Origin of the sequence: Variovorax sp. KBS0712, assembly GCF_006323185.2 — a bacterium.
Lineage (GTDB): Bacteria > Pseudomonadota > Gammaproteobacteria > Burkholderiales > Burkholderiaceae_C > Variovorax > Variovorax boronicumulans.
Genome location: NZ_VCCD02000002.1, coordinates 535,285 through 558,131, shown reverse-complemented (window position 1 = coordinate 558,131; position 22,847 = coordinate 535,285). Strand labels below are relative to the sequence as shown.

Genomic DNA, 22,847 nt, shown 5'->3' with positions numbered 1-22,847 from the left:
GCCTGAAAGACCGCTTGTTCGGGAAGCCGGATGGCGCACTAGCTGGCAGCGGCATACAACGCCTGCATCAATGCCAGCACCGTCACCGGCTCATTGCGTCGGCCGTGTTCGACGAAGCAGCGTTGGACCGTCCGCTCAATGGCGTCGAACGGCAGATGGCCAGCCAGCGGCTCGCACTGCGCATCCGGCACCTGCCAGCCGGTGAGCCATGTGATGGCCGCCGAGATATTGGCCGTGCTCAACGGGCGTCCGCTCAAGCTGGCGATGAACGCGTCTGCTACCGGCTGCTCGAACCACTCGAGAAGCGCTGCATCCGGCACATCGTCTTGCGGCTGCAGCGACCAGTGCGACAGCCGCGGCTCCAGCAGGTCGAAGAGCAGTGCATTCTTGGATCGGTGGACCGTCTCCAGCACTTCGACCAACGTGTCGCTGGGCTCCAGGCACCGGTGCAGGTTCGACGGCGCGCGTTGGGTCTCCGTCAGGATCAAGCGCATGGCCTGCAGTCGACACGGCAAGACCAGAGATTCGGCAACCGCAATGACCGGCTCTTCCAGCAGGATCGACAGCGTTTCGATGACATCAGCCCAGTTCTCGCACGGCACGCATCCGAGCACCCGAGTGAGCACGGCCGGGTGCTGCGTTTCGGCGCAGTACGCCCAGAGCAAGAGCTTGCGCTCGACCGGGGTCAGATGAAGCAACTCCGTCAGCCAGGCGAGATTTCGAGCCACGGCGCTTTCGCCGTCCGGCTCCGGCACCGTTAAGGCCGCGATCTCGGCGGTGAACGACACCGGGTCAATCAATGGTACGGCAGGGTGGTCGGCAGCCAGCAGGAAGTGTGGGATATCAAACGAGCAAGTACGGGCGTTGGCGATGCCAAGCTCAGGGGCAAAGAAGTTCTGGACATGACGCGCTGCCCGCTGGAAAGCATCTCCATCAACCAGGCGATGCAGATTCATGCCAAGGGTCTGAAGCATCCGGGCCGCTTGAGCTTGGCGAAACGCCACATTGCTGGGGTGCTCAGGCACGGTAAAGGGCAGGACAAGGGGCGCAGCAACCAATGCTTCAGGCACGGCTACGCCACCGGACGAGATGTCGGTCATAAAAGCTCCAGGAGTGAGTGAGAAAGAGGGACGCCAGACGCGCTAGCGACCGGCCACGACAAGGCAGCCGACGAAGCGGTCAGAAACGATCAGGGAGAGTGAAAAGCGACGGTAGAAAGCCGCCGACGACCAGGCTTTCACTCCGAGCCGGCGGAATTGGTCGCGGACTCGAAAACCGTTCAAAAATCATCAAAAAACCGCTTAAAAAACGCCATTTTTAAGCCGAGAACAGTGGATTTTGAGAAAATCCGACTGTTTTCTTTATTCTACCACAAAATCCAATAAAATAAAATGGAAACTAATTCCAACCAATTGAAAATGAGACGGTAGTTTTTATTGGAGCTATCGCCCCTCTATAAAGAAAATTTGCTCGCTCGATGAAATTCCAACCACAAGACCTTCTAAATTATTCGCCGGAAATCTTAAAAGACTTCAGCTCATACTTTGACGACCAAGTTTCAATGTAGTTGGGTGGCGCCCACTTCAAGTGCTTGCCCTCGTACTTGACAATACGCTTTGCAGCTGGAGCGTACCAATAGGTGTACTCGGCCTTCGTCTTTCCTCCGAGTGGGCCAACTGGTGCGGTTTGATTATCTATCCAACCTAAGTTGGTAATCTTGAATGCCCTGAAGGTACCGGCCGGAACTACTACTTCCTCCTCTGCTTCCACTTTATAGTTGGATGAGGTTTGACCTGCATCGATGCTATTCTTCCATTCGTGTTCCGTTTTCCATTTATTCCCGACAAAAAGTGGAAACCTGACGCGCTCAATCTCGTTTCTTTGGCTGTCAATCGGATTGAATGTTAAGGAATAGCGCCTTGCTTTTCCTTCTGGGTCAATGCGGACGCCAATGAACTGGTCTCCGATTTTCTTCACAGTCTCGGTATAGGCGGTGCGGACGCCTAGTGAATCAATTCGCTCGTATGTCCAAGTGTCCTCCAAGTTGTATTGGGGGGCTTGTACTTGTGCCCAAGCACAGCCCCCCAACACCGCTCCTGCAACTAGACCGACACTCGAGCGAATTGACCTAGCGATGAGCACAAGCGGTGCTTGGCGGGAATTCAGTCGGGAATTATTGCAAGTCAGACTGGTTGTATACGGTTCCATGGCTCTCTCCATCGACCGCCTACAGTACAGCAAGCGCGCTCCATGTCATACCCAATATTCGTTATGGACCGCCCATTTCCCTCTCATTTTTCGCACATGCTTGAGTCGCGCCGGGAAACGGAAAGAAACGAAGGCTCTGAAGAGAAATATCAAATCTTTCTAGGATGCGCTGTCATACGAAAAGAACACCGGCACGCCAATTTCCTGACGAATGCTTTGCAGCTCAACCTCATCGCATTGCGAGTCAAAATCTGCCGTTCGATCGGTCCAGGCTGCCCCAGCCTTAGGCCACTCCCCCGATCGCATCGGCCTTCGTGAATGCTTCATGGGCCGCGTTCTCGTTGACCACTACGGAATGCTCACCAAGCCGCTTGAGCACGCCTTTGAGTTACGCATAGGGCCTATGGCCATTGAGCCGGGCCGCGTGGAGGCAGGCTCATGAAGGCCGCGGCTCTTTGGCCGGCTCGAAAGCCGATCGCATGAGCTAGGTCGCAACAGGCAAACTGAGTGGCGTGCCACAGCGGCTTAGGGCATCATTTCCATGTAGGAGGGAAGTTCCCATGCAACCCGATACGGAATTGAGCAGGGCACTAGAAGCTGTTCGCGGCCTCTCGGAGCAATCGCCCCCCTGGAACTCTGTTCTTTCGACGGCCAATCGGTTGGTCGGAAGCGATGCAGCCGTACTCATCGTCTTCAATGGCGAAAGTGTCGTCGACGTACAGCAGTCGGGTGCGGACGCGGCAGCGGTCCGAGACTATGCGGGGCATTTTCATACCGAAGATGTGATGACGCTACCGAGCGTAGTCAAGCCTCCGGGTACTTGGCTCGACACGCAGATCCTTCTTCCAGAACAAAGACGGCAACGCAGCGCTTATTACGTCGACTTCATGTGCAAACACCGCATGAGGCAGCTCTACTCGTTCATTATCGAAAACAGCCCTGATCGACGGACCAGTTTGGGGTTTCAGCGGGAGTCGGCATGGGATGGACTGTCGTCTTTCCTTGCCGGTGAAAGAATTCGCACCTATACCCAGGCGCTCCAACAAGCCGTTGAACGGCGGCGCGCTCACGCGGCCTCATGGTTGGCAACCACTGATCACGCCTTTGACACCCTAGCCGAAGCCAGTTGCTTGGCACACAGTTCGGGACAGATCGTGCATGCATCGCCGGCGGCGAAGGAGCTTTTCGACTCGCGCGGCAGCGTCATCGTTACGGGTGGTCGAATTTCTCATCCCGATCCGAAAGATCGTGCGCAATTACAGGCGAGTTTGCTTGTAGCAGGCGTCACCGATAAGGTACAGCAGCTTGTTTTCCGAGACAGCCGTACAGGTCTACCAGTTCATCTAGAACTAGTGTGCGCGAACCCTTTGCTTCGCATAGGGCGCGAGCCATTGGTTTTCATTCGACTTCGACGCGCTGGACAGCAAGCAGTGGCGTCGCCCGAGCGGCTCATGCAACCTCTCGGCATCACGCTGGCCGAGGCGCGGGTCTTGCACGCGTTGGCCTCGGGGCTTTCGGTAAGCAACTATGCCGAGAGCAACAGCGTCTCCATCCATACCGTGCGCAAGCAGGTAGCGACGTTGATGATCAAGATGGATTGCTCAAGGCAAGTCGATCTGGTCCGAACTGCACTAAATGTTCGGCATTGAAGGCATGCTGGTCGGCCGGCCTACGAGTTAACGCGACTCAAAGTGGAGACCGCCGTGAATCCTCTGGACATTGATTCAGCCTTCAACGTTCCGTCTGGCTGGAGTTCATAGCTGAAGGAAACGGGTGCCCGTTGCTCGAAAGAGAAATTCAGCTTAGCGCCGACGAACCGCGCCTGGGTGCGCCGAAAGAACGCGGGGAACCGGCTATGGTCTCCTTGCGCATAGACCACCGTGGCTCCGTCTGCCGTCAGGTTCTCCACGATGAGCACCGTCTCTTGCTGCTGCCCGCCTGCGAGACCGCGCCACTTTCCCGCCCACTTACCGGAGAAAGCACGCCGCTCGGCCGGGAGCTTGTTGTCGGGGACAGAAATCGCGATGTCCGATGGCAACGGTACGGACGCCAAGGGAGGTGCATTCGCACAACCGACCAAGAGCACGACCGCCAATATGTTTGGGAATAAGCGTTGCATGGTGATTTCTCGAAGGATATGGAAAATTCTGATCAATTCGAGTGGAAGTTCGCATCACCAAAATTGATCACACCTCTTGCCTTGCAAGGACCGGAGAAATCAATTTCAACATGCATTGTTCCCTCAAAGCTGACTTGGCCAAAAAAGCTGGTGCTCGAAAATTTGCATCTCTCTGAAAACTACCAAAAATCGCAATGACTACCCATCTAATGGGGCGCGAATCTGAGACATCGTGAACATGCGGGCGAGACTATTCAGCTTAAATTTCAACTGGGCTTCAGCGTCAGAATCTCTCCATTCTTGTTGCGCCGATAGAGAAGCTCATTGCCGGTAATGCGGACCTGGTTGCACGCCTTGCCATTGATCGGATCATCGACGCAGATGTTTCCATCATCCGCTTTCCAAGCTCCGAACTCCTTGAAGCTGGTGTAGATCACATCGAATTTCCCGTCGCTTCGATAGTTGAACTTTCCTGTTACCCCATCGCTTCGCGTTGATGTGAACGTCTTGTCTTTCACAAAATCATGAATCTCCGCAGCTTTGGGAATCGGAGCGTCAGATGGAAAAGCGGTGGGCGTTTGCCCGAAGGCACTTGCGCTAGCTGCAATCAACGCCGAGACGATAAGATTTTTCATGGAACTCCTTGGTTGAAGAATCAGTTGCTGAATCGGATCTCCCCGAATTTTTGGGATGTCATGGCCGGGGTGATCATCGGTGGCCCCTGGAAGAGCCGGTCGCCCTTCGCATAGATGCCGTAGCAGTAGGCTTCGTTGACCGTTCTTCCAAAGTCCTTGGAGTTCCATTCGATCCGAACGCAGTAGGTGTTGTCGTGCACTAGCCATTTGCCTCTTCCCCAGAAGAAGCTGCTCTCGGTATGCGACACGAAAGTCCCGTCTGGCTCATTTGTCCAGAAGTGGAAGTAGCCCTCGGGAGTGCGACGCACTACTTTGGAACCCGGCCGGACGAGTTGCTGGAGTTCTTCTGAGCCAAGCTGCCTGCTTGCGCGTTGAAGCTCATCGCCTGTCGCGGAAGTGAGTTGAACACTTGGGCCATTCGCACATGCGGAAAGGAGCATCGCGAGCAGCGAAGCACCAACTGAAGCTGAGGCGAATCTTCCAAGGGTCATTGCGTGTCCAACATCCGCCATAAGTACAACGCTGCCAACAATCGGCGCTGGGAGGCCAGGACTGCCGCGAGTAGCGTGTTTACGAAGAGGCGCCGCATGGTTGACTCGAAGAGATGGGAAATTCTGGTCGAGCTGAGTTGAGACCCGCATCACTCAAATTGATGACAACTCGGCTCAAAAAAATGACTCGCCATTTCTGGAATCGATGACCGAGAGCAAGCTGTGCCGTGCTTTTCAGCTGCCGCGAGTGCGCTGGAAGTAAAAAACTACGGGCGCCGGTAGTAGCCATCGGCTTGTGCTGCAGGCAGCATGAGACCTTTTGCATTGCATCTTCGATGTTTCCACCTGAATCGCCTGTGCATGCCGCAAGAGCCAAGACGCTCGTGTGTCACTTCGACTTGCCGATCCGGCTTGGCGGAGCTGAGTACAGGTACATCCCCGTAACTGCGTCTTTTCGGGAGATTTCGGCCGACCATCTAGGGCGGTGGTTGATGCATCCCGACGGAAGACCGCGTGCCGATCGAGAATTAGCGAAGGAAGTTCTGCTGAACCTACAGCGCTCGCACAAGGAGACGGGGCTGACCTCCCCACTTTTACTCGACGTGAATGAAGTGGTCCATTTCGACAAAGCCGCCGCAATCATCGTGGCCGCATTTCTTGCCGCAATGCCGCGCCCCTCAATCGAGACCGTCCGACGGAAGCGCCGTTACCCAAAATCCCCATTGCCTCACGGCACGAAATGACGAACGATGCGGGTCTGCGCGCCGGTGACTCTGGTCGCCGTCGGTAGGCGAAAAGAGCTACCGACGGAGAATTAGCTACGTTGGAGGAGGACGCATGAAAAATGGACAGCCAACTTCTCGCCGAAGGCTTCTTTCGGCGTTCGTCAGCTTCGTAGGCGCGTGGTGTGTTCAGTCGCACGCAGCTATACCGGGGTTCGATCCGGTCCCCCCGGAATACTCAGTTGTTCGCGCAGAAGTTGCCCTCGCCAATCTGCCAGCGCCGCGAGACCCCATTGCGCTTGGGATCTGCGGCCCCGCTGCTGCGACAGCTCTAATCGAGTTCGAGCGTTGCAATCAACAGAAGCAAAACTGTACGACCCTGAGCGATAGTCGCCGGCCCTCGCTTCTGGATGTTGCGCGCCTTGCGCAATCTCTGCCGAATGCGGCTGACCAGAACGATCTCGACTCCTACCCCCGCATTGTGTCTGAAGGAGCACCAGGCCTCTTTTCGCTTATCAATGCGTACTTCCAGACCAAAGAGGTTTCAACCGAGGCATGTGCACCGATTGCTCCGATCACGACTGGTGTGATTCCGATGGACCGCGGCGTATCTCGCGCTGCGCAGGAGAAAGCCAGCATTGACCTCCTCGCTCGTCTTCGCGTTCTGCACAGGGAGTCCCGTGCCAGATTTGCAGCATGCGCGTCCGCAAGAAGCTCTCCCGACTGCCGCAAAGACCTGATTGCCTTAGCGAGCACCCAAATGAACGTGCTACTGGGAACCTCAAAGTCAGTCGGCGTGCCAGCTGCTCGCGTTGGTGATGCTCTCGGTGCGGAATCCTTCGAGGAATTTATCGGGCGGCTTCTCATTGATCCAGCTTGCTCTGAATCGAAAAATCTACTTAGCTTTGCTTCGCAATTTCAGACTTTACGTTACTGGCCGTTGGTTGAAAGTGATCGAAAACTTGAGGCATCACTACTAAAGATCGAGTCAGTCCTGCGATCAAATCACTTGGTGATCGTCGACTTCGTTTGCCTGAAAGATGGTTTCGCGCGTGACAAAAACTGCCTCTCTGTGTCGAGTACAGAACTCCTCCCCGCGGGGACTTCACTTGCTCATACAACTGTCATTTCCGGTGTGCGTCAGATGTGCAATCGAGCAGGCGAGTGCATGGGTGCTGTGCGAATATTGAACTCCTGGGGGCAGCGTTGGCAAGACGAAAACGCTGGCGGCTGGGTTCGCGCATCGAAATTCTTTGCTCAGACAGGCTACCCCCTCAAGAACCTAGCTTGGATCGAGGACGTGGACCCATCGGCGTCGCCTACTCGCAGATAGCTGGCTAGCGCATCAAGAACCGTCTGGAGATGGCGATGGACCTACCAAGAATGGGACTGCATTCCGCATTCATAGGCGCCGCGCTTGCTGTAGTCGCAATTCTCATGCAGGGGACGCCGGTACGCGCCCAAGTGCATGGCTTCAGCCGCATCCCTATTCAGTTTTCGGAAGTTCAGGACGAAATCCTGGTCCCCAACATGCCGGCCATTCGCGACCAGCACCAGGCGCCGCTTTGTTATACGTACGCGGCAGCTGTCTTGATCGAGCATGCTATTTGCCGCGAAGACCATCTTGATTGCAAGGCGCTTTCGTCCGAGCGCAGGCCCTCCGTTCTGGACCTTAGCAAGTTCGCCGTAGATGTTAAGACGATCGGCAGAGGCATCGCTCCAACCGATGCTCGCGAGTACCCGAAAACAATCGTGACCACTGCCACGATCGATCGCACTCTACTTCCGTTGGTCGTGCTGGACAACCTATTCACGTCAGGTGGGATGATTGCCAAGGAATCTTGTGCGCCGGCGGAGCAGTATTTCGCGCGCGATCCGGAGTTGCTTCAGCGTCTGGCCTTTCACTGGGTCGCGCATGAACGCCTCAGGCGGACGAACAGGGTCTCCGCTGCGGAGTACGCCGCAAGCGCCTCTCTCGAAATAGAAGCGTTGGTTCAGAACAGCTCGGCCTCCGATCTCATTGCCGCCTTCGGTGCAAAGAGCCAGGGAGAGTATTTCTATCAAGTACTAGTGCCAAAGAAGTGTGCGCGCGCAGCGAACGTCGTGCAGTTCTACACGGCAAACAAGCAGCTTGAGTACTGGCCCCGCAATGGCGAAGTCGCCCAGTACGCAACATCGTTGCGGACGATCAAGGGCGTACTCACCACCAAGGTGCCAGTCGTTCTGAGCGTCTGCACCCTTCGGCAAGCGACCAAGGAATGCGCAAACGAAGACGGCAGCGAAACCAGGGCCCATGCAATCGCGGTCTCCGGGTTTCGGCGAGCCTGCAAAGAAAGCCAATGCATTGATGCGTTGAAGGTCCACAATTCCTGGGGCGAAACTTGGCAGCGCGAGCATGGTGATGGCTGGGTAGATGCCCGCGATCTTCTCGGCCATCTGTCCTTTTTTCCAGGCGCGATCGGCTGGATGTCCATGCGTGACTAGTTCAACCCACTCAAGCAACAGAAAGAGAAAATGGATTGCGCTCTCGCCCACGGAAATATCGCCCGAAAATCGCCAAGCAAATTACGACCTCATTGCGGATGCCAGTGGAAGACTGTCAACGACATTCGCTTCGTTTGAGCGATCTTGAGGACGTTGCCAGACCCCGTGAGGGTACGGATCAAGCACAACCTACCGAAGTGAGAAAAAGGGCCCGATGCCTTGCGTTCAACACTTGATCTTGAACTGCATCTGATCGCGCCCGACTCTGCTGTGGGCTGCCAGTCCCACTGCCTTTCGCTACTCTTCGCGTTCAATGAACGCCCAACCAGTGGCACCGTTTCGCGCAACTCTGTAGACCTCAAGGCCTGCGTCACCACGAAAGCGGAAAGTAAGCCGTTGGCCTGCGACGGCCTCGATACGAAGTTCATCTCCGACGAAGCTTGCTGTCTGCAGTCCTTGGAGTTGCACACCGTTTTTGTTCGTAAACACTACGGCGACCTGCGCTGAGTCACCGCTTATTTGCAAGACAGCAAGCTTGATACTGCATGACTGCCGGCACCCCCCGCCGGCCCACTTTCCCAGCCATCTCGCTCGTGGTGATCCGTCCGCTGTAGATGATCTTAGGTCGGTGGGCAGCGTGGCCTGAACTGCGTGGCTGGCCACCTGAGGTCTCATGGTCGAGATGTTGGCGGGCCAGTGCGTGACGCGGTCGCCTTCGGCCGAGTAGGGAATGGATGGCCCCGACATCTTGGCCATCGAGCCGACAAGGTCGCTGCCGTAGTATGTGTAAACAGCTTGGAGCGACGTTCCATCCAGACTCATCCGATAGACCATGGGCCACCCGATAGTGTTGACGCTCAGATCGCCCTCCTTGGTCACGGTCGCGTCAAGTCGATGAACTGCAGCAGTTGTAGCCGTTGAGTCACCGGTTGACCAAACGACCGTTGCACGGTTGGCCTCCATCCGCTCAACGACGAGCGTGTGCGGAATTTGGCCTTTGTGTCCAATGAGGGGCCCTTCCCAGCGCCCCAAATACCGTGCCTGAGCCGCCGATACGCCCGGCGCCGCCTCCATTACCTGTGAATCAGCCGGGACCCGGGGAACAGTGTTGAACTCCGCCCCAAGCGCTCCTTGGCTAACGAGCAGGCCGCAGATGACAGGTGCCAATGCTAGAGAGATCCACTTCCTCATACGCCACCTCCGCGTGCCAGGATTCAATCATGAATAGCGGTGCTCTTCCTACTGATGCAGGCTCTTCCGATCAAGAGGTTTCCGAACGCGATCTTGTGAATTCTGTCGACACAGTTCTTGGTTCGTTGCATCGAATGCTTGAATCCGTAGTTCGCCTCTCAGCCTTGCGCGAGTACTTCGCGGCGAATAGTGAATTTCCGGTCACTTTCCTGGCTTGACTCTCCGCAGAATCTTCTAATTCTTGACTGGCGCGATCCACGCGAGCATTGCGTATTGGCAGTCCGTACAGACGGTTCGGATTCGTTGTCGTTGTCGTTGTCGTTGTCGTTGTTGATCGCATAGAAAATGCGTGCTTCTTTGTTGACCCCAGGGTTTCGGAGGCCAAGGTCCGCCTCGCCCACCACCGCAGTTGGTGCGTACCCGGCGCGCTTTCCGTAGGAAACCGCCGCTCAACGGCGCGTCAGCACGATCTGTGCGCCCGCGTCGGACTGGCCCTTGAGCGTGGTCGCATCGACGCGCTGGAAGGTGACGACGGTGTCGCGGCAGCCATTGAGCGTCTTGCTGGGCTGGAAGTGCAGCTCGTAGTCGCCGCCGTCCAGGCGCCGCCACTGCATCGGCGTCGGAATGCCGACGCAGGGGTCGGCGGGGCTCTGGAACAGCGTCCGCCACGTCCCGCCCGTGGCCTGCAACTGCAGGTCCGCATCGAACTGGCGGCCGCTCTTGATCGTGATGCGCCCCTTCCAGTCGCCCTCCAGACCATCGGGCGCCTGGGCCGCAGCCCCGTCGGCGGCCAGCGCGGCGGCACCGGCCGCGCACAGCGACCACAGGGCGCGCTTCATGGCGCACCGCCTGTCGTGATGCCCAGTTCGGGCTTCATCGCCTCCCAGGCCACGCCGTTGAGGCGACGCGACGTTCCGACGTTGTATTGCGCATCAGGCTTGACGCCGCGCGCCACGTAGACCGCCCCGTCGTACTCACCGAAGCTGCGCAGCGTGCCGACGCTGGTCGGTGGCCGACCGCCGTTGAAGACCATCACGCGCGCACCGCCCTGGGGGCGGATTTCCACTGTGCCGACGCCAGTGGCCGCGCAGGTGTCGAAGGTGCTCGTTGCGGAATAGAACTTGCAGACGTAGTACTGCACAGTACCGGCGCCGGTGAATGCCACGCGCAATATCTGTGTCTGCGCGGCGTCCACCACACCCAGGCTGTTGGTACCCGTGCCGGCGGGCAGGCTGACGCTGGCGGCGGGAAACGCCGCGACCAACGCCTCGAGCGTCGCGAAGTTGGTCTGCTCTCCAGCGTTGGTGAGGTTGATCGAATAGGGCTGCAGCAGGTCCACGCCTCGGCGATAACGCAGCATCGATCCGGCCGGGAAGGTGGCGTCCGGGTTGCCGAGAGCCACTGACGGCGCAACGCCGAAGATCGTGTTGCCATCCGCCGCCTGCATTTCAGCCACCACCTCCGCCATCTTGCGGCCGGCGATATCGGTCGACATCACATGGCCGAGGCTTTGTGTGGCGCCGCCGCAGTACTCGCTGCGGCTCGGCGTGCCGAGGGTGCTGGTGAAGGCCGCGTTCTCGTCGCAGCGCACCCAGCCGTTGGGGCCCAGTTGCAGCAGGTTGTAGAGCGTGTCGTGCGCGGCCGGCGCGCCGGCGGTCTTGCCTTCGCGCCGGTCGGTGATCTTGATCTTGCCGGTGGTCATGTCGGCCACGCCATCGGTCGGGTAGGTCCGGGCGACGTACTGGTCGAAATTCGTGAAGTCCAGCCGGGCCAACTGGTCCGAGGCCGAGGGAGTGAAGGTGGCCTGATCGATCAGGCGCAAGGCCACGCCGCTGTGCAACGCGTCGGCCGTGACCAGCGCGGCAGTGAACGCGTTGTCCTCGAGACGCGCGGCATCGGTCACAGCCACGCCCTGGTAGTCGTACAACTGTGCGACCTCCGGCAGCCCCAGTTGCTGCAGCACCAGCGCCTCGGCCCGCTCGGGCGTGAGGCCTGCCGCGATCCCGGCCTGCAGCAGCGTGGTCAGCGGATTGACCTGCGTGCGGTGGCCTGCCGGTGCGCTCAGGGTGAAGGGTTTCGAGAATGCCGGCAGCGAGGGGTTGTCGCCGTCCACCTGCGCCAACAGCGGCGCAGCGGCAAGTTCGCTTGCTGCGGCCTCGTCGGCCGGCGTGTAGCCAAAGCTGTAGGCGCCGTCTTCGCCAGTCTTGGCGGCGGCGACAGGCTCGCCTTCGTCGCAGGTGCCGCTGCGGTTGCGATCCACGCAGACCAGCGCCCCGCTCACCGGGCCGAGCACCATCACCTTGCCGGAGACGGTGACCTGGCCCTGGGCCGGCGGCGGGTTGGTACCCGGCCCGGCGCCCCCGAGGCCGAACGGAAAGCCGCCACCACCTCCGCCGCCTCCTCCCCCGCCACAGGCGGACAGTGCCAACAGGAAGCTTGCACAGGCCAGCGGAACGGCCCTTTCTCTGGTCCAACGAACTTGCATGGTTTTTTCCCCCGGGTTGCGTGTCGAGTACCCCGTTCGCCTGACAGCGAATCCTGGTTCTGAGCAGTGTGGGAGGGTGGTCCGCATGACGCATCACGCAAATACATGATGCGCGATGCCGACGATCGAAGTAGGAAGAAATGCTTCAACCTGCGTTGACACCCACCGGAGCGCGCGCGCATCATTCCGACGAAGAATGCTGGCGTCCACCCGAGAAGGGGAGATCGCATGAATCGGAATCTCGCACTGCAGCGCACGCTCGATGCGGTCGCGCACCTGAGCGACCGGGAGCCGCCCTGGACGGCGCTGCTGCAAGGCATGCAGCAATTGATCGGGGGCGACAGCGCTACATTGATCCTGATCGACGGCAGCGGCGAGTTACTGAACTTCCAGCAACACGACGTCTCCCCAGCCACCGAGCGCGTCTACACGGAACACTTCTTTGCGCACGACATCGTGGCACCGCTGACCATCGGCGCGCCGCCCGGGAGCTGGTTCGACACGCAGGAGCTGTTCTCTTCATCTCTGCTGTCGAGGGAAGCTTTCTACATCGACTTCATGTGCCAACTTCGGATGCGCCAGCTGTTGACCTTCATCATCGAGGACAGCCCACAACGGCGCGGCGGTCTGACCGTTCAGCGCAACATGCCCACCAGCCATGCGCGGCGCGACCTGGAGAGCACCACTGTGCGCCGAGCCACCAGCGCGCTGCGGCGGGGGATGGCTCAACGCGATGCGATGGCACGTCAGTGGTTCGACACGGCCGAATCGGCGTTTGATGGTTTCGGTGAAGCGATCTGCCTGGTCACGCCGCGGGGCACCGCGCTGCGCGCCTCGGCCCGGGCCCAGGAACTCTTCAGTCAAGGGCGCGCGCTGCGCCTGCGCGGTGGCCGGCTCTGGCATCCAAGCGTCGAGGTGCAGCGCGCCTTGCAGTCGGCGCTCGAGCATGCACCGCAAGCCCGCGAGCCGGTGCGCCTTTCGATCCCGGATGAAAGAGCTGGACAGTGCCGGCTGGAACTCGTGCCCGCCGTGCCTCAGCTCAGCCTGGGCAAGGAGGCACTGGTCTTCATCCGCATCCACCACGACGACACGCGCTCGCTGCCACCCATCGACAGCCTCTGCAGCAGCTTCGGCATCACGCCCGCCGAGGCACGCGTGCTGACCGCGCTCATGGCGGGCCAGTCACCCAAGCAGCATGCGGTATTGCAGGGTGTGTCGGTGCACACGGTACGCAGCCAGGTCACCTCGTTGATGACCAAGATGGAATGCACGCGGCAGGTCGATCTGGTGCGCAAGGGCCTGCTGGCGCCCTAGGCCTCAGAAGACCGGTCGCGGCCCGCTCAAGCCAGCAGGCTCAAGATCAATCCACTACTGCGTCTTGCCGCCGTCACGGAGTGATTCCCCAATCCGCATGCCGGGTCATGGAGAGGTGGCACCGGTGACCGGCTCTGGCTGGTGCCGTCTCGTAGTTCAGCTGCTTGTGCGCGGCCCGCCCCAGACATCCCCAGGTGCGTTGAGAACTACGGTCGCCGAGCAGGAACATGCGATGAGACTTTTTGCGTAATTTGTAACATAATGCGTTTCCGACACAACCTGTCGGGGCAGGTTCATACGCTGCATCTCATCGCAACGAACACAAAGAAAGATGCCAGCTGACCGAAAATCCAGCGCCAAGGGAGAACGTCTCGCGCAGCGCTTGGCGCACATCCTTGCCCTTCTGTATGAAGGCGCAGACATAGACAAGCACCAACTGGCACAGCAGTTCGGTGTGGATGTTCGCACCATAGAGCGCGATCTTGGTGAGCGACTGGGCAGCATCGCGCACCGTGACGACCAAGGCACTTGGCAACTGACTCATTCCCAGGGTCGAACGGTTCCAAGTGGCCGACTGAACGACTATGCCGACCTTGTCGGCACCAGCGCGCTGTTTCCGAACCCAACTCTCGACTTTGCGCTGGAGCAATTGCGCCTAGCGCCAAGCGAGCGTGCGCTGCGAGTGCTCACGCCGGTGAGCGAAGACTCGCGTGCCTTGCGGCACGCGTTCGAGTCGCTGCAGTTGGCGATTCGCGAGCGGCACGAATGCAGCTTCGACTACAAGGGAAAGTCTCGCAAGGTACGGCCATACAAGCTCATCCATGACCACGGGGTGTGGTACTTGGCGGGCGACGAAGAAGGTCACGTCAAGGCCTTCAGCGTTGCCTTCATCTCAGGCTTGAAGGTTGAAGACGCATGTCGGTTCCAGCGAAGCGAAACTCACACCTCGCAGATCGAAGCATCCCGAAGCGCCTGGTTCGCTTCGTCGACGACTGAAGTCCTGCTTCGTGTCTCTGCCACAGCTGCCCGCTTCTTCCTGCGGCGCCCCGTTTTCCCCGAGCAGCAGCATCGCGCTGACGCGGACGGCTCGCTGATCGTGACCACGCGAATCCATCATCCGCTTCAACTGCTGCCGGTGGTTCGCTACTGGTCTCCGCACGTGCGAATCCTGCGTCCAGCGTCGCTGCATGACGCATACATCGAGAGCCTGCGCCAAGCCATGTCCGGAGCTTCGGCCAGCGCCGATGCACCGTTTCTCAGCGAGGGAGTCGTATGAACGTACTGTGGGCAGTACCAGTTGCAGTGCTGGTCATCGTCTTTTGGCGCATCGCACTGCTTGGTGCAGGCGTGTTTCTTGTCGCCTGCTGCTTGGCAGGCATGGTGCAGATTCTGAAGGCGTTGAACCAGCTGGTTCAAGACTTCGACTGCGGGTTCTGAGGCGAGCGATCACGCTCATTCGTTGATTTTTTTAATCTGAGGAGAAGATAGTCATGCCCATTCCATTGATTATTGCTGGCGTTGCACTGGTCGCCGGCAGCTACGGTGTCAAGAAAGGCGTAGATGGATACAAGAGCCATTCCGAGGCCGACGAGCTGATCGAGAAGGCGAAGACCCGCTACGAAAAGCAGCGCTCAGAAGTTGCAGTGGCGGAGAAAAACACGCAGCAAGAACTGACGCAGCTCGGCGAACTGGAGTTGCAGATCGGCGCAAGCTTCCAGGACTTCTCCCGTTTGGCAGATGAGCTGCTTGAAAGGCTCAACCGCGATCGCCAAGACAAGATCGAAGTCAAGTTGCCGCAGCATAAGCTTGCGCAAATTCAAAGCTACTCATTCTCAGCGATTGGCGTTCTCGGGAGCGTTGCCGGCGCCGGCGTTGCCGGCGCTGCCGCCGGCTTTGCTGTCTATGGCGGTGTCATGTCCTTCGCGGCCGCATCGACTGGCACGGCAATCTCCGCCCTGTCCGGTATCGCCGCGTCCAATGCGACCTTGGCGGCTATCGGCGGCGGCGCGCTGAGCGCCGGTGGTTTGGGCATTGCCGGCGGCACGGCCATCCTCGGTGCAGCCGTCGCCGCGCCCGTGCTGGCCGTTGCAGGATGGGCGTATGCGAACCACGGAGAAGAAGCCCTCAGCAACGCACGAAAGGCCAGCGCGGAAGCGGACACGGTGGTTGGCAAGCTGATTCGTGCTGGCCATTCGCTCGAGCGCACGGCGGAATATGTGGGCAAAGTCAAGGCCGCTCTTACGCACATCGATGCAAGCTTCAAGGGCTATCACGGCAAACTGAAGAAGGTCGCACAGTACATCGAGGTGTCGAAGGAACTGGCATTGGATGGCAATGTCGAGCTCGGTAAGCTTGAAGACGACATCATGCTCAGTGTGCAGAACGGCTATGCGATCGCAGCAATCCTCACGGATGTCATGGTCACGCCGCTGTTCAAAGTGCGGGTCGTCGGCGGAAGCGCTGCGACTGATGCCGAAGGCATCCCTGAACTCGAAAAGGACGAAGACGGCTCTTTGGTTCTGAACGAAGAGGCCATCGACAGCGCTCTGGCAACGGCAGAGTTCAACCATCTTTCGATCGGATAGACCGCTGCGCAGGCGAGATGCTTCGGACGCATCTTGCCTTCATCGATCCTTCTTTCACTTCCGATCACACCATGTCATCCAGCGCAACCTTTCCTTGGACGGAGCAACTTGAGAAGACCGTCGTCAGCAGCCTTTGCACAAGCTTCGGTCTGGACTTTCTTCTTTTCAAGGACAAGCTTGGCGGCGATGTGGACACGGTTCATAACGTCCGCGGCGGCGTCTACGCAACGCAGGAGGAACAGGATCGCTATACCGAGCGCGACGCGTACGACCCAAAAAAATATCACGAAGATGCGGCGTACAAGGAGCGAGGTCGTCGTGACAAAGCGGCGCATCTGGCGGGCGACCTGCAAGACATATACCGCCAGACAACGATGAAGCCTGGCGAGAATCGCGATCTGGATCACGTGATCTCCAGCCATGAAGTCCATCATGATGCGGGACGCGTTCTGGCCGAAATCGACGGCACCGAGTTGGCGAATCGGGACAGCAACCTGGTGTCGACGGTGGCAAGCATCAACCGGCCGAAACAACAGAAGCCGGTCGATGATTTCACAGCGAAACTCTCCACCATGATTCGCGATCGGACACGCGAGCTGGATCGACTGGTCGAGCGTCAAGGTACGATCGCGCGCAACACGCCGGAAGAGCAGCATCAAGCGAGAGAGCTCGACGCGAAGATCGAAAAGAGAAGAGTTTCCCTGGAGCAGCTCAAGCAGATCGATGTCAAGAGCATGAGGCGTGCCGATCGAGAGGCGCGCGAGGCATACAACCAAGAGATCAACCAAGCGTATTACACGAGCTGCAAATTTCTCGGAGGTGCCGCGACTGCGGCATCACACGCCGGCGTCAAGCTCGGCATGCGGCAGATGTTTGGATTGATCATGGCCGAGTTCTGGTTCGAACTTCGAGCACGTCTTCCGGAGATCCTGGAGAAAGCCCGAGCTAACCTCAATTTCAGCAAGCTGCTCGAAGAACTGAGAATCACGCTGCACAACATCTGGCAGCGGCTTGTTGACCGGTTTCGCGACTTCCTAGCTGCCTTCAAGGAAAGTGCTATTGGAGGGGCCCTTTCCTCGATAACCACCACCATGCTCAACATGCTGGTGACGACGCAAGCGGCAGCGATGAAGATCATCCGCGAGATGTGGTCTCAGCTCACCAAAGCGGTAAAGCTGCTGGCGTTCAATCCCGACAAGCTCTCCACGGTGGAGCTTGCACAAGCCGTGACCAGCATCCTTTCGCTTGGTATTGGGACCGTGATCGGTGCGATGGTCCACGCAGAGCTCGCACCCGTTTTGCAGTTTCCATTTGGCGCAGAGCTAGCGGCTTTTGGCGCGGCATTGGTCACGGGGCTGGTCACGCTTTGTCTGGAGTATTTTCTTCTGCACAGCGCACCGATGCAGAAAGTCTGGGCGCTGCTGAAAGGCGAGGCCTATGCCGGCACACTGGAGCAGTTTCAGGCTATCAATGCGATGCTGGACAAAGAGCTGGATGCGCTTGCTCGGATCGAGTTTGGTCTTGACGCAGTTGAGCTGGAGGACTTCGCTTCCGAACTCCAGAGCTGCAACGACGAGCTGATGAAGTCGAGACTACTGCAAGCCACACTCGAAAAACGCGGCATCGAGGTTCCGTTCCGGATGGGCGACGCAGCATCCACTCGTCTCTGGTTGGCGTCGCTGTCAACGACATGAGCGAGTTTCCGTGCAATCGGTGCGGTGCTTGTTGTCGTCAGGTCTATCGAGCACAGGCGACACAGCATCTTGACCGTGGTGATGGTACGTGTCGTCACTACGAAGACTCGAATAGTGCATGCAGTATCTACAACGAGCGACCAGAGGTGTGCCGAGTCGACCGGCAGTACGAGCTTCACTACGCCCAGCAGTTCAGCTGGGCTGAGTTCGTTCAGCTGAATCTGGATGCTTGCGTGATCATCCGCCAGACCGTCGGCGAGAAGTAGCGCGCAGACGTCGAGTGATCAAGGGCTACCGCAGCGCGCGTTTCGTCGCATCTATGGTCCTCTACATACGAAGTCCTGCACCGGAGAAATTGAACTGCGCTCTAGATGTCCACATGGTGAAGACTGGAGAGCAATTGCTCCAAGGTGGGGACAGCCAACTTTCCAGGAAAACGCGGCCAAAACTCCACCATCTGCGCACGGCTCACCGGCGTCGCGCCTCTGGTTGCACGGAAGATTTTTTCCGCTCCGCTCACAGGTAACTGCAGTGGCGCTTGAGTGCGTTCCGGCCACCGAACTATCACCACACGCGAAAAGCGGCTTGGCGGCCGGATTCGGCGGCTTGGCGACGGTCTTGACCGCTCAGTTCCGGTCGCGGCTGATTTTCTGGTGCAGATGCCCCGCGTCGTCCATCTGAAGTACACGCTAGTCAGACATGTTTGACGGCGCCGTTTCGTGTCTAGATAGGCTTGTTTTTGGAATTTATCGACATTTTCCGAAATGCCTTATAGAGTCAATTTAGACATCGACTCTCGGAGCGAAAGCCTATGACACCACCGAAAAAATCCGCTACCGGCCAGAGGATCTGCTACGTCCGCGTCTCCAGCGCCGACCAGAACGACGCGCGCCAGCTCGAAGGCTTGGAGCTTGAAAAAATCTTCACTGACAAGGCCAGCGGCAAAGACACAAATCGACCGCAGCTCCAAGCCATGCTGAGTCACGTGCGCGATGGCGATCATCTGTACGTCCACAGCATGGACCGGCTCTCACGCAGCCTCGTGGACTTGCAGCACGTGGTCGAGTCGTTGACCGGCAAGGGCGTGACGGTCGAGTTCATGAAAGAGAAGCTGACGTTCCAGAAGCCCAGCTCAGAAGACAAGTCCCACGAAGCCATGTACTCGATGCTGATGTTGCAGCTTCTCGGAGCGGTCGGCCAGTTCGAGCGCGCGCTGATCAAAGAGCGCCAGCGCGAAGGCATTGTCATCGCGAAAACCAAGGGCGTCTACAAGGGAAGAAAGCCGGCGCTAGATGAGGCGGCGACGGCGACGCTGCTTGAGATGGCCGCAGCCGGTATGCCGAAGACGGATATCGCGCAGGCGCTGGGGATTTCCCGGGCAAGCGTGTATCAATACCTGAAGGCATGATCGTCCAAAATCGGGGAAAGCAAGAACAAGGGCAACGCATCTCATGCCGGAGAACTGGAAAGACATCAAAAAGCCGCCGGTCCCCGCGACCGCCGTCACAGCCGCCCAAGTGGCGAATGGCCCCGTTATTCCGCCTCAGCAAAGGCTCATGACCTACTCGCCAGACGAGTGGGAGGGGTTCGTCGAAGAGTGGGTCTACTACTGCCTCGCGACGAAATACATGCACGTCCAACGTTTTTCGGGCGCCGGCGACATGGGGATCGACGTTGCCGGGTTCATTGACGATAAGCGCCTACAGGGCGTGTGGGACAACTACCAGTGCAAGCACTACGACCATGCCATCAGGCCCAGCGATGTCTGGGTCGAATTCGGCAAGGTCATCTGGTATTCGTACAACGGTGCATACACGGCTCCCCGTCGCTACTACTTTGTATCGCCGCGTGGTGCCGGCACGTCGCTCAGCCGCCTGTTTGCGGATGCCACGAAGTTGCGAGGGGAGTTGATTGCCAACTGGGACAAGCACGTCAAGGAAGCGATCACAAGCACCCAGGCGGTTTCGCTCGACGCGAACCTCCGGGCCTATGTGGACGCCTTCGACTTCTCAATCTTCGACGCCAAAACTGCGCTCCAACTGGTTGACGATCACAGGACAACACCGGTGCATACGGCGCGCTTTGGTGGCGGGCTACCGTCGCGGCCCGCATCCGAGAAGCCGCCCCAGCAAGTCGCCGCTGCCGAAAGCCGCTACGTGACGCAATTGCTCGGCGCATACGGTGAGCACACAGGGACAATCGTGACCGATCCCTCGGCCTTGTCCGCGTCGAAGTTCAAGGACCATTTCCGCCGACAGCGCGAGGCGTTCTATGAGGCCGAGTCGCTGCGCGTTTTCGCACGCGACAGCGTTCCACCCGGCACCTTCGAGTCCCTATTGGACGACATCCACGATGGCGTAATCGACACGCATGACGCGAACCATGCAGATGGCTACGAAAAGGTTTGCGCGGTCACCAAGGCGGCTCGCGATATGCAGATCACGGCGAATGCCCTCATCACCTGTACGAACCCCAAGGACCGGGACGGAATCTGCCATCAGTTAGTGAACGAGGACCGCCTGCGGTGGACACGATCATGAGCCAGGAACGTAAGCCGATCACGTTCAATGGCCCGCTCGAGGCCGGCATCCGCGCGGTCTCGATTCTTGGCGCCGCCTATCCACAAACCTATGACCTTCAGCGACTCGTCGCGCTTGACTACCTTCTTGTCCATACGGGCGATATTGATGGCCCAGATAACCTGCATCCGCCGACGCCCATGCACTCGGCGGAATTGCTTGTGCGGCGCAAGCTGGTCGAGCAGTCGCTGCTTCTCATGATGACTCGCGATCTGGTGGAGCGTTCAGTCACGGCCGAAGGCATCAAATACGGCGCAGGCGAGAACGCGGCGCCTTTCCTTTCAACGGTCTCTTCCAGCTATCTGTTGGCCCTGAAGGATCGCGCCGTTTGGCTTGTAGAAACCCTCGGCGACCTCACAGATGAACAATTCAAGGGCATGATGCGCCGCTTCTTTGATAAATGGGTGGAGGAGTTCCAGCACGTCGAACAGAGCCTGGGAAGCGAAGCATGACGGCAACTCCCCCCGGTCTGCGCTTGCGTTTCCTCGGCTTCTTCGGCCCGCAGAAGCCGCCCGCAACCGTACCCTTCGGCCCGGGCCTCAACGTCGTCTACGGCGCATCGAACTCGGGAAAATCGTTCATCGTCGAAGCTATCGACTTCATGCTCGGTGGCAAACCGCCTCTGCGCGACATCCCGGAGCGTGTCGGCTACGACCTCATTCTCCTGGGTCTTCAGACACTTGATGAGAAGTCCTTCACGCTTTGGCGCAGCATGGACGGGGGCGGCTTTCGACTTTATGACGGCTTGCATGAGACGCCACCTGAGACCGACGTCCCATTCAAGCAGCTTGACGAGCAGCACAGTGACAGGAATGACGCGAACCTGTCTTCATTCTTACTGGGCCTATGCGGTCTTGGTGGAAAGCGTGTCCGAAAGAATTCCCGGAACGAAACCAACAGTCTGAGCTTTCGCAATATCGCGCGATTGATGATCGTCAACGAGACAGAAATCACGCAGCAAAGCTCTCCGCTCTTTGACGGCAACCCCATTGCCAATACCCCGAATCTCGCGACATTCAAGCTGCTTCTGACAGGGACGGACGATTCGGCGCTGGTTGCCAGCAACAAGCGGGAGCCGGAGGAACTGTCGCGAGAGGCACAACTTCAACTTCTGGACCAGCTTCTTGACGACTATCGCGATCGGCTCAAGGAGTTGACCAAAAGCCCGAAGGAGTTGGAAGAGCAGCTTGAGAAGCTCGACACTTCACTCCGTCAACAAGCCGCCCAAGTGAACACCACCGAGGCCGCGTTCCAAGAGGCGGCCGGGAAGCGGCGCGAATTGCGCAAAAAACTGGAGGAAGGCCGCGAACGGCGCGCCGAAGTTGGGGCGATGCTTGAGCGGTTCAGCCTACTCGATAAGCACTACGCATCCGATATTGATCGGTTGCGCGCCATTGAGGAAGGCGGGACGTTGTTTAACGTGCTGGGTGCCGGGCATTGCCCGCTTTGCGGAGCCGCACCCGCTGCTCATCACCGCGCCGATGCCGAATGCAATGGAGACACAGATGCAGTGGTTCGGGCCGCGCGAACGGAGATCTCCAAAATCGAAGTCCTGCGTGCAGAGCTTTCGGAAACTGTCGGCACTCTTGAACGCGAGAGCGCCAACTTCGACCGGAAGCTACCTGCAGTCGTCCGGGACCTGGGTGCGATTTCCGGGGCTGTTGAAGAACTGATCGCGCCCAAGCTTTCGACTCTTCGCAAGTCATATTCCGAGTTCGCTGACAAGCGCGCGGAGGTGCGCGAGGCGCTTGCGCTATACGCCACCGTACAAGACATGGAGCGCCGTCGCGCCGATCTTGAGAAGGGCGCCGAAGACGAGAAGGCAGGGGCGCTTGCCGGCGCAGACATTCCCACCACTGTGACCCATGGCTTCGCCAAGACTGTTGAAGGCATCCTCACGGATTGGCACTTTCCCGAGGCCGGAGACGTGTACTTCGACTCCAAGACGCGCGACCTCGTGATTGCAGGGAAGTCGCGTAGCGCCTTTGGCAAAGGTCTTCGCGCGATCACGCATGCGGCGTTCACGCTCGGTCTGCTGGCCTTCTGTCGGTCGCGCCATATCCCGCACACTGGATTTGTCGTGCTCGATTCCCCCTTGCTTGCATACAGGGAGCCTGACGGGACGGAAGATGACCTGACTGGTACCGATCTTCAGGAGCGGTTCTATGCATATCTAGAGGCCCTGGCCGCTGATACACAGGTCATCGTGGTGGAAAACACCGATCCCCCGGATGTAATCAGGAAGCGCGAGCAGTCGATCATGTTTGGCAAGAACCCACATCACGGCAGGTACGGCTTATTCCCTTATGTAGCCAAGTCAGAAGGTTGAACCATCCAGCG

Annotated in this window: 21 protein-coding genes; 14 read left to right on the top strand and 7 right to left on the bottom strand. The window is 58.6% G+C overall.

Translation table 11 applies throughout. The annotated features are described in order from the left end of the window. Window positions 1–38: 38 nt before the first annotated feature. Window positions 39–1,100, bottom strand: coding sequence for a hypothetical protein (locus FFI97_RS19480; RefSeq protein ID WP_139702617.1), 1,062 nt, complete (start codon window positions 1,098–1,100; stop codon window positions 39–41). Window positions 1,101–1,506: 406 nt separating this feature from the next. Beyond that, window positions 1,507–2,208: a hypothetical protein gene (locus FFI97_RS19475; protein ID WP_139702618.1), complete on the bottom strand. Its 702-nt coding sequence runs from the start codon at window positions 2,206–2,208 to the stop codon at window positions 1,507–1,509. A 560-nt stretch (window positions 2,209–2,768) separates the two neighbouring features. Between FFI97_RS19475 and FFI97_RS19470 the strand changes: the two genes are divergently transcribed. Beyond that, entirely contained in the window at window positions 2,769–3,857 is a 1,089-nt protein-coding gene (locus FFI97_RS19470) for a helix-turn-helix transcriptional regulator (RefSeq protein ID WP_139702619.1), read from the top strand. A gap of 20 nt (window positions 3,858–3,877) precedes the next feature. Here the strand turns inward: FFI97_RS19470 and FFI97_RS19465 are convergent, their stop codons facing one another. From FFI97_RS19465 to FFI97_RS19455, 3 genes are all read right to left on the bottom strand, one after another. Then, a complete protein-coding gene (locus FFI97_RS19465) occupies window positions 3,878–4,327 on the bottom strand; it encodes a hypothetical protein (protein WP_139702620.1) in 450 nt (149 codons plus the stop codon). 266 nt (window positions 4,328–4,593) lie between these two features. After that, window positions 4,594–4,962, bottom strand: a complete 369-nt coding sequence (locus tag FFI97_RS19460) for a hypothetical protein (protein WP_139702621.1) — start codon at window positions 4,960–4,962, stop codon at window positions 4,594–4,596. Window positions 4,963–4,982: 20 nt separating this feature from the next. Continuing rightward, entirely contained in the window at window positions 4,983–5,453 is a 471-nt protein-coding gene (locus tag FFI97_RS19455; RefSeq protein WP_139702622.1) for a hypothetical protein, read from the bottom strand. Between the two features lie 837 nt (window positions 5,454–6,290). Here FFI97_RS19455 and FFI97_RS19450 point away from each other — a divergent pair. The 3 genes from FFI97_RS19450 to FFI97_RS19440 all read left to right on the top strand — a co-directional run bounded on the left by FFI97_RS19450 (window position 6,291) and on the right by FFI97_RS19440 (window position 9,166). Continuing rightward, on the top strand, window positions 6,291–7,508 hold the full coding sequence (locus FFI97_RS19450) for a hypothetical protein (RefSeq protein ID WP_139702624.1): 1,218 nt from the start codon (window positions 6,291–6,293) through the stop codon (window positions 7,506–7,508). A 50-nt stretch (window positions 7,509–7,558) separates the two neighbouring features. Continuing rightward, complete coding sequence (locus FFI97_RS19445; RefSeq protein WP_139702625.1) at window positions 7,559–8,659, top strand: hypothetical protein; 1,101 nt, start codon at window positions 7,559–7,561, stop codon at window positions 8,657–8,659. Between the two features lie 219 nt (window positions 8,660–8,878). Next, entirely contained in the window at window positions 8,879–9,166 is a 288-nt protein-coding gene (locus tag FFI97_RS19440; protein ID WP_139702626.1) for a hypothetical protein, read from the top strand. Window positions 9,167–10,299: 1,133 nt separating this feature from the next. Here the strand turns inward: FFI97_RS19440 and FFI97_RS19435 are convergent. Together FFI97_RS19435 and FFI97_RS19430 are read right to left on the bottom strand one after the other, a co-directional pair. Further along, on the bottom strand, window positions 10,300–10,689 hold the full coding sequence (locus tag FFI97_RS19435; protein WP_139702627.1) for a hypothetical protein: 390 nt from the start codon (window positions 10,687–10,689) through the stop codon (window positions 10,300–10,302). Then, the gene (locus FFI97_RS19430) at window positions 10,686–12,278 is read right to left on the bottom strand and encodes a hypothetical protein (protein ID WP_260685058.1); all 1,593 of its coding nucleotides are present in this window, start codon (window positions 12,276–12,278) and stop codon (window positions 10,686–10,688) included. The genes FFI97_RS19435 and FFI97_RS19430 overlap by 4 nt, the downstream gene beginning before the upstream one ends. 285 nt (window positions 12,279–12,563) lie before the next feature. Here FFI97_RS19430 and FFI97_RS19425 point away from each other — a divergent pair, with 285 nt between their 5' ends. From FFI97_RS19425 to FFI97_RS19385, 10 genes are all read left to right on the top strand, one after another. Further along, window positions 12,564–13,649 (top strand): helix-turn-helix transcriptional regulator, encoded by a 1,086-nt coding sequence (locus FFI97_RS19425; RefSeq protein WP_139702629.1) that lies wholly within the window; start codon window positions 12,564–12,566, stop codon window positions 13,647–13,649. Between the two features lie 331 nt (window positions 13,650–13,980). After that, window positions 13,981–14,925, top strand: a complete 945-nt coding sequence (locus FFI97_RS19420) for a helix-turn-helix transcriptional regulator (protein WP_139702630.1) — start codon at window positions 13,981–13,983, stop codon at window positions 14,923–14,925. Next, window positions 14,922–15,086 carry a hypothetical protein gene (locus FFI97_RS33635; protein ID WP_185993665.1) on the top strand — a complete coding sequence of 55 codons (165 nt, stop codon included), beginning with the start codon at window positions 14,922–14,924 and terminating at the stop codon, window positions 15,084–15,086. The genes FFI97_RS19420 and FFI97_RS33635 overlap by 4 nt, the downstream gene beginning before the upstream one ends. Window positions 15,087–15,139: 53 nt before the next feature. Beyond that, window positions 15,140–16,234, top strand: coding sequence for a chemotaxis protein (locus FFI97_RS19415; RefSeq protein WP_139702631.1), 1,095 nt, complete (start codon window positions 15,140–15,142; stop codon window positions 16,232–16,234). 71 nt (window positions 16,235–16,305) lie between these two features. Continuing rightward, window positions 16,306–17,928 (top strand): hypothetical protein, encoded by a 1,623-nt coding sequence (locus tag FFI97_RS19410; RefSeq protein ID WP_139702632.1) that lies wholly within the window; start codon window positions 16,306–16,308, stop codon window positions 17,926–17,928. Continuing rightward, complete coding sequence (locus tag FFI97_RS19405) at window positions 17,925–18,194, top strand: YkgJ family cysteine cluster protein (RefSeq protein ID WP_139702633.1); 270 nt, start codon at window positions 17,925–17,927, stop codon at window positions 18,192–18,194. The genes FFI97_RS19410 and FFI97_RS19405 overlap by 4 nt, the downstream gene beginning before the upstream one ends. 545 nt (window positions 18,195–18,739) lie before the next feature. After that, complete coding sequence (locus FFI97_RS19400; RefSeq protein ID WP_139702634.1) at window positions 18,740–19,336, top strand: recombinase family protein; 597 nt, start codon at window positions 18,740–18,742, stop codon at window positions 19,334–19,336. A gap of 43 nt (window positions 19,337–19,379) precedes the next feature. Beyond that, window positions 19,380–20,468, top strand: a complete 1,089-nt coding sequence (locus FFI97_RS19395) for an ABC-three component system protein (protein ID WP_139702635.1) — start codon at window positions 19,380–19,382, stop codon at window positions 20,466–20,468. Further along, complete coding sequence (locus FFI97_RS19390) at window positions 20,453–20,959, top strand: ABC-three component system middle component 2 (RefSeq protein ID WP_221937700.1); 507 nt, start codon at window positions 20,453–20,455, stop codon at window positions 20,957–20,959. Before FFI97_RS19395 ends, FFI97_RS19390 begins: the two co-directional genes overlap by 16 nt. Next, entirely contained in the window at window positions 20,956–22,836 is a 1,881-nt protein-coding gene (locus FFI97_RS19385) for an AAA family ATPase (RefSeq protein WP_139702636.1), read from the top strand. Before FFI97_RS19390 ends, FFI97_RS19385 begins: the two co-directional genes overlap by 4 nt. The last annotated feature ends 11 nt before the right edge of the window (window positions 22,837–22,847 follow it).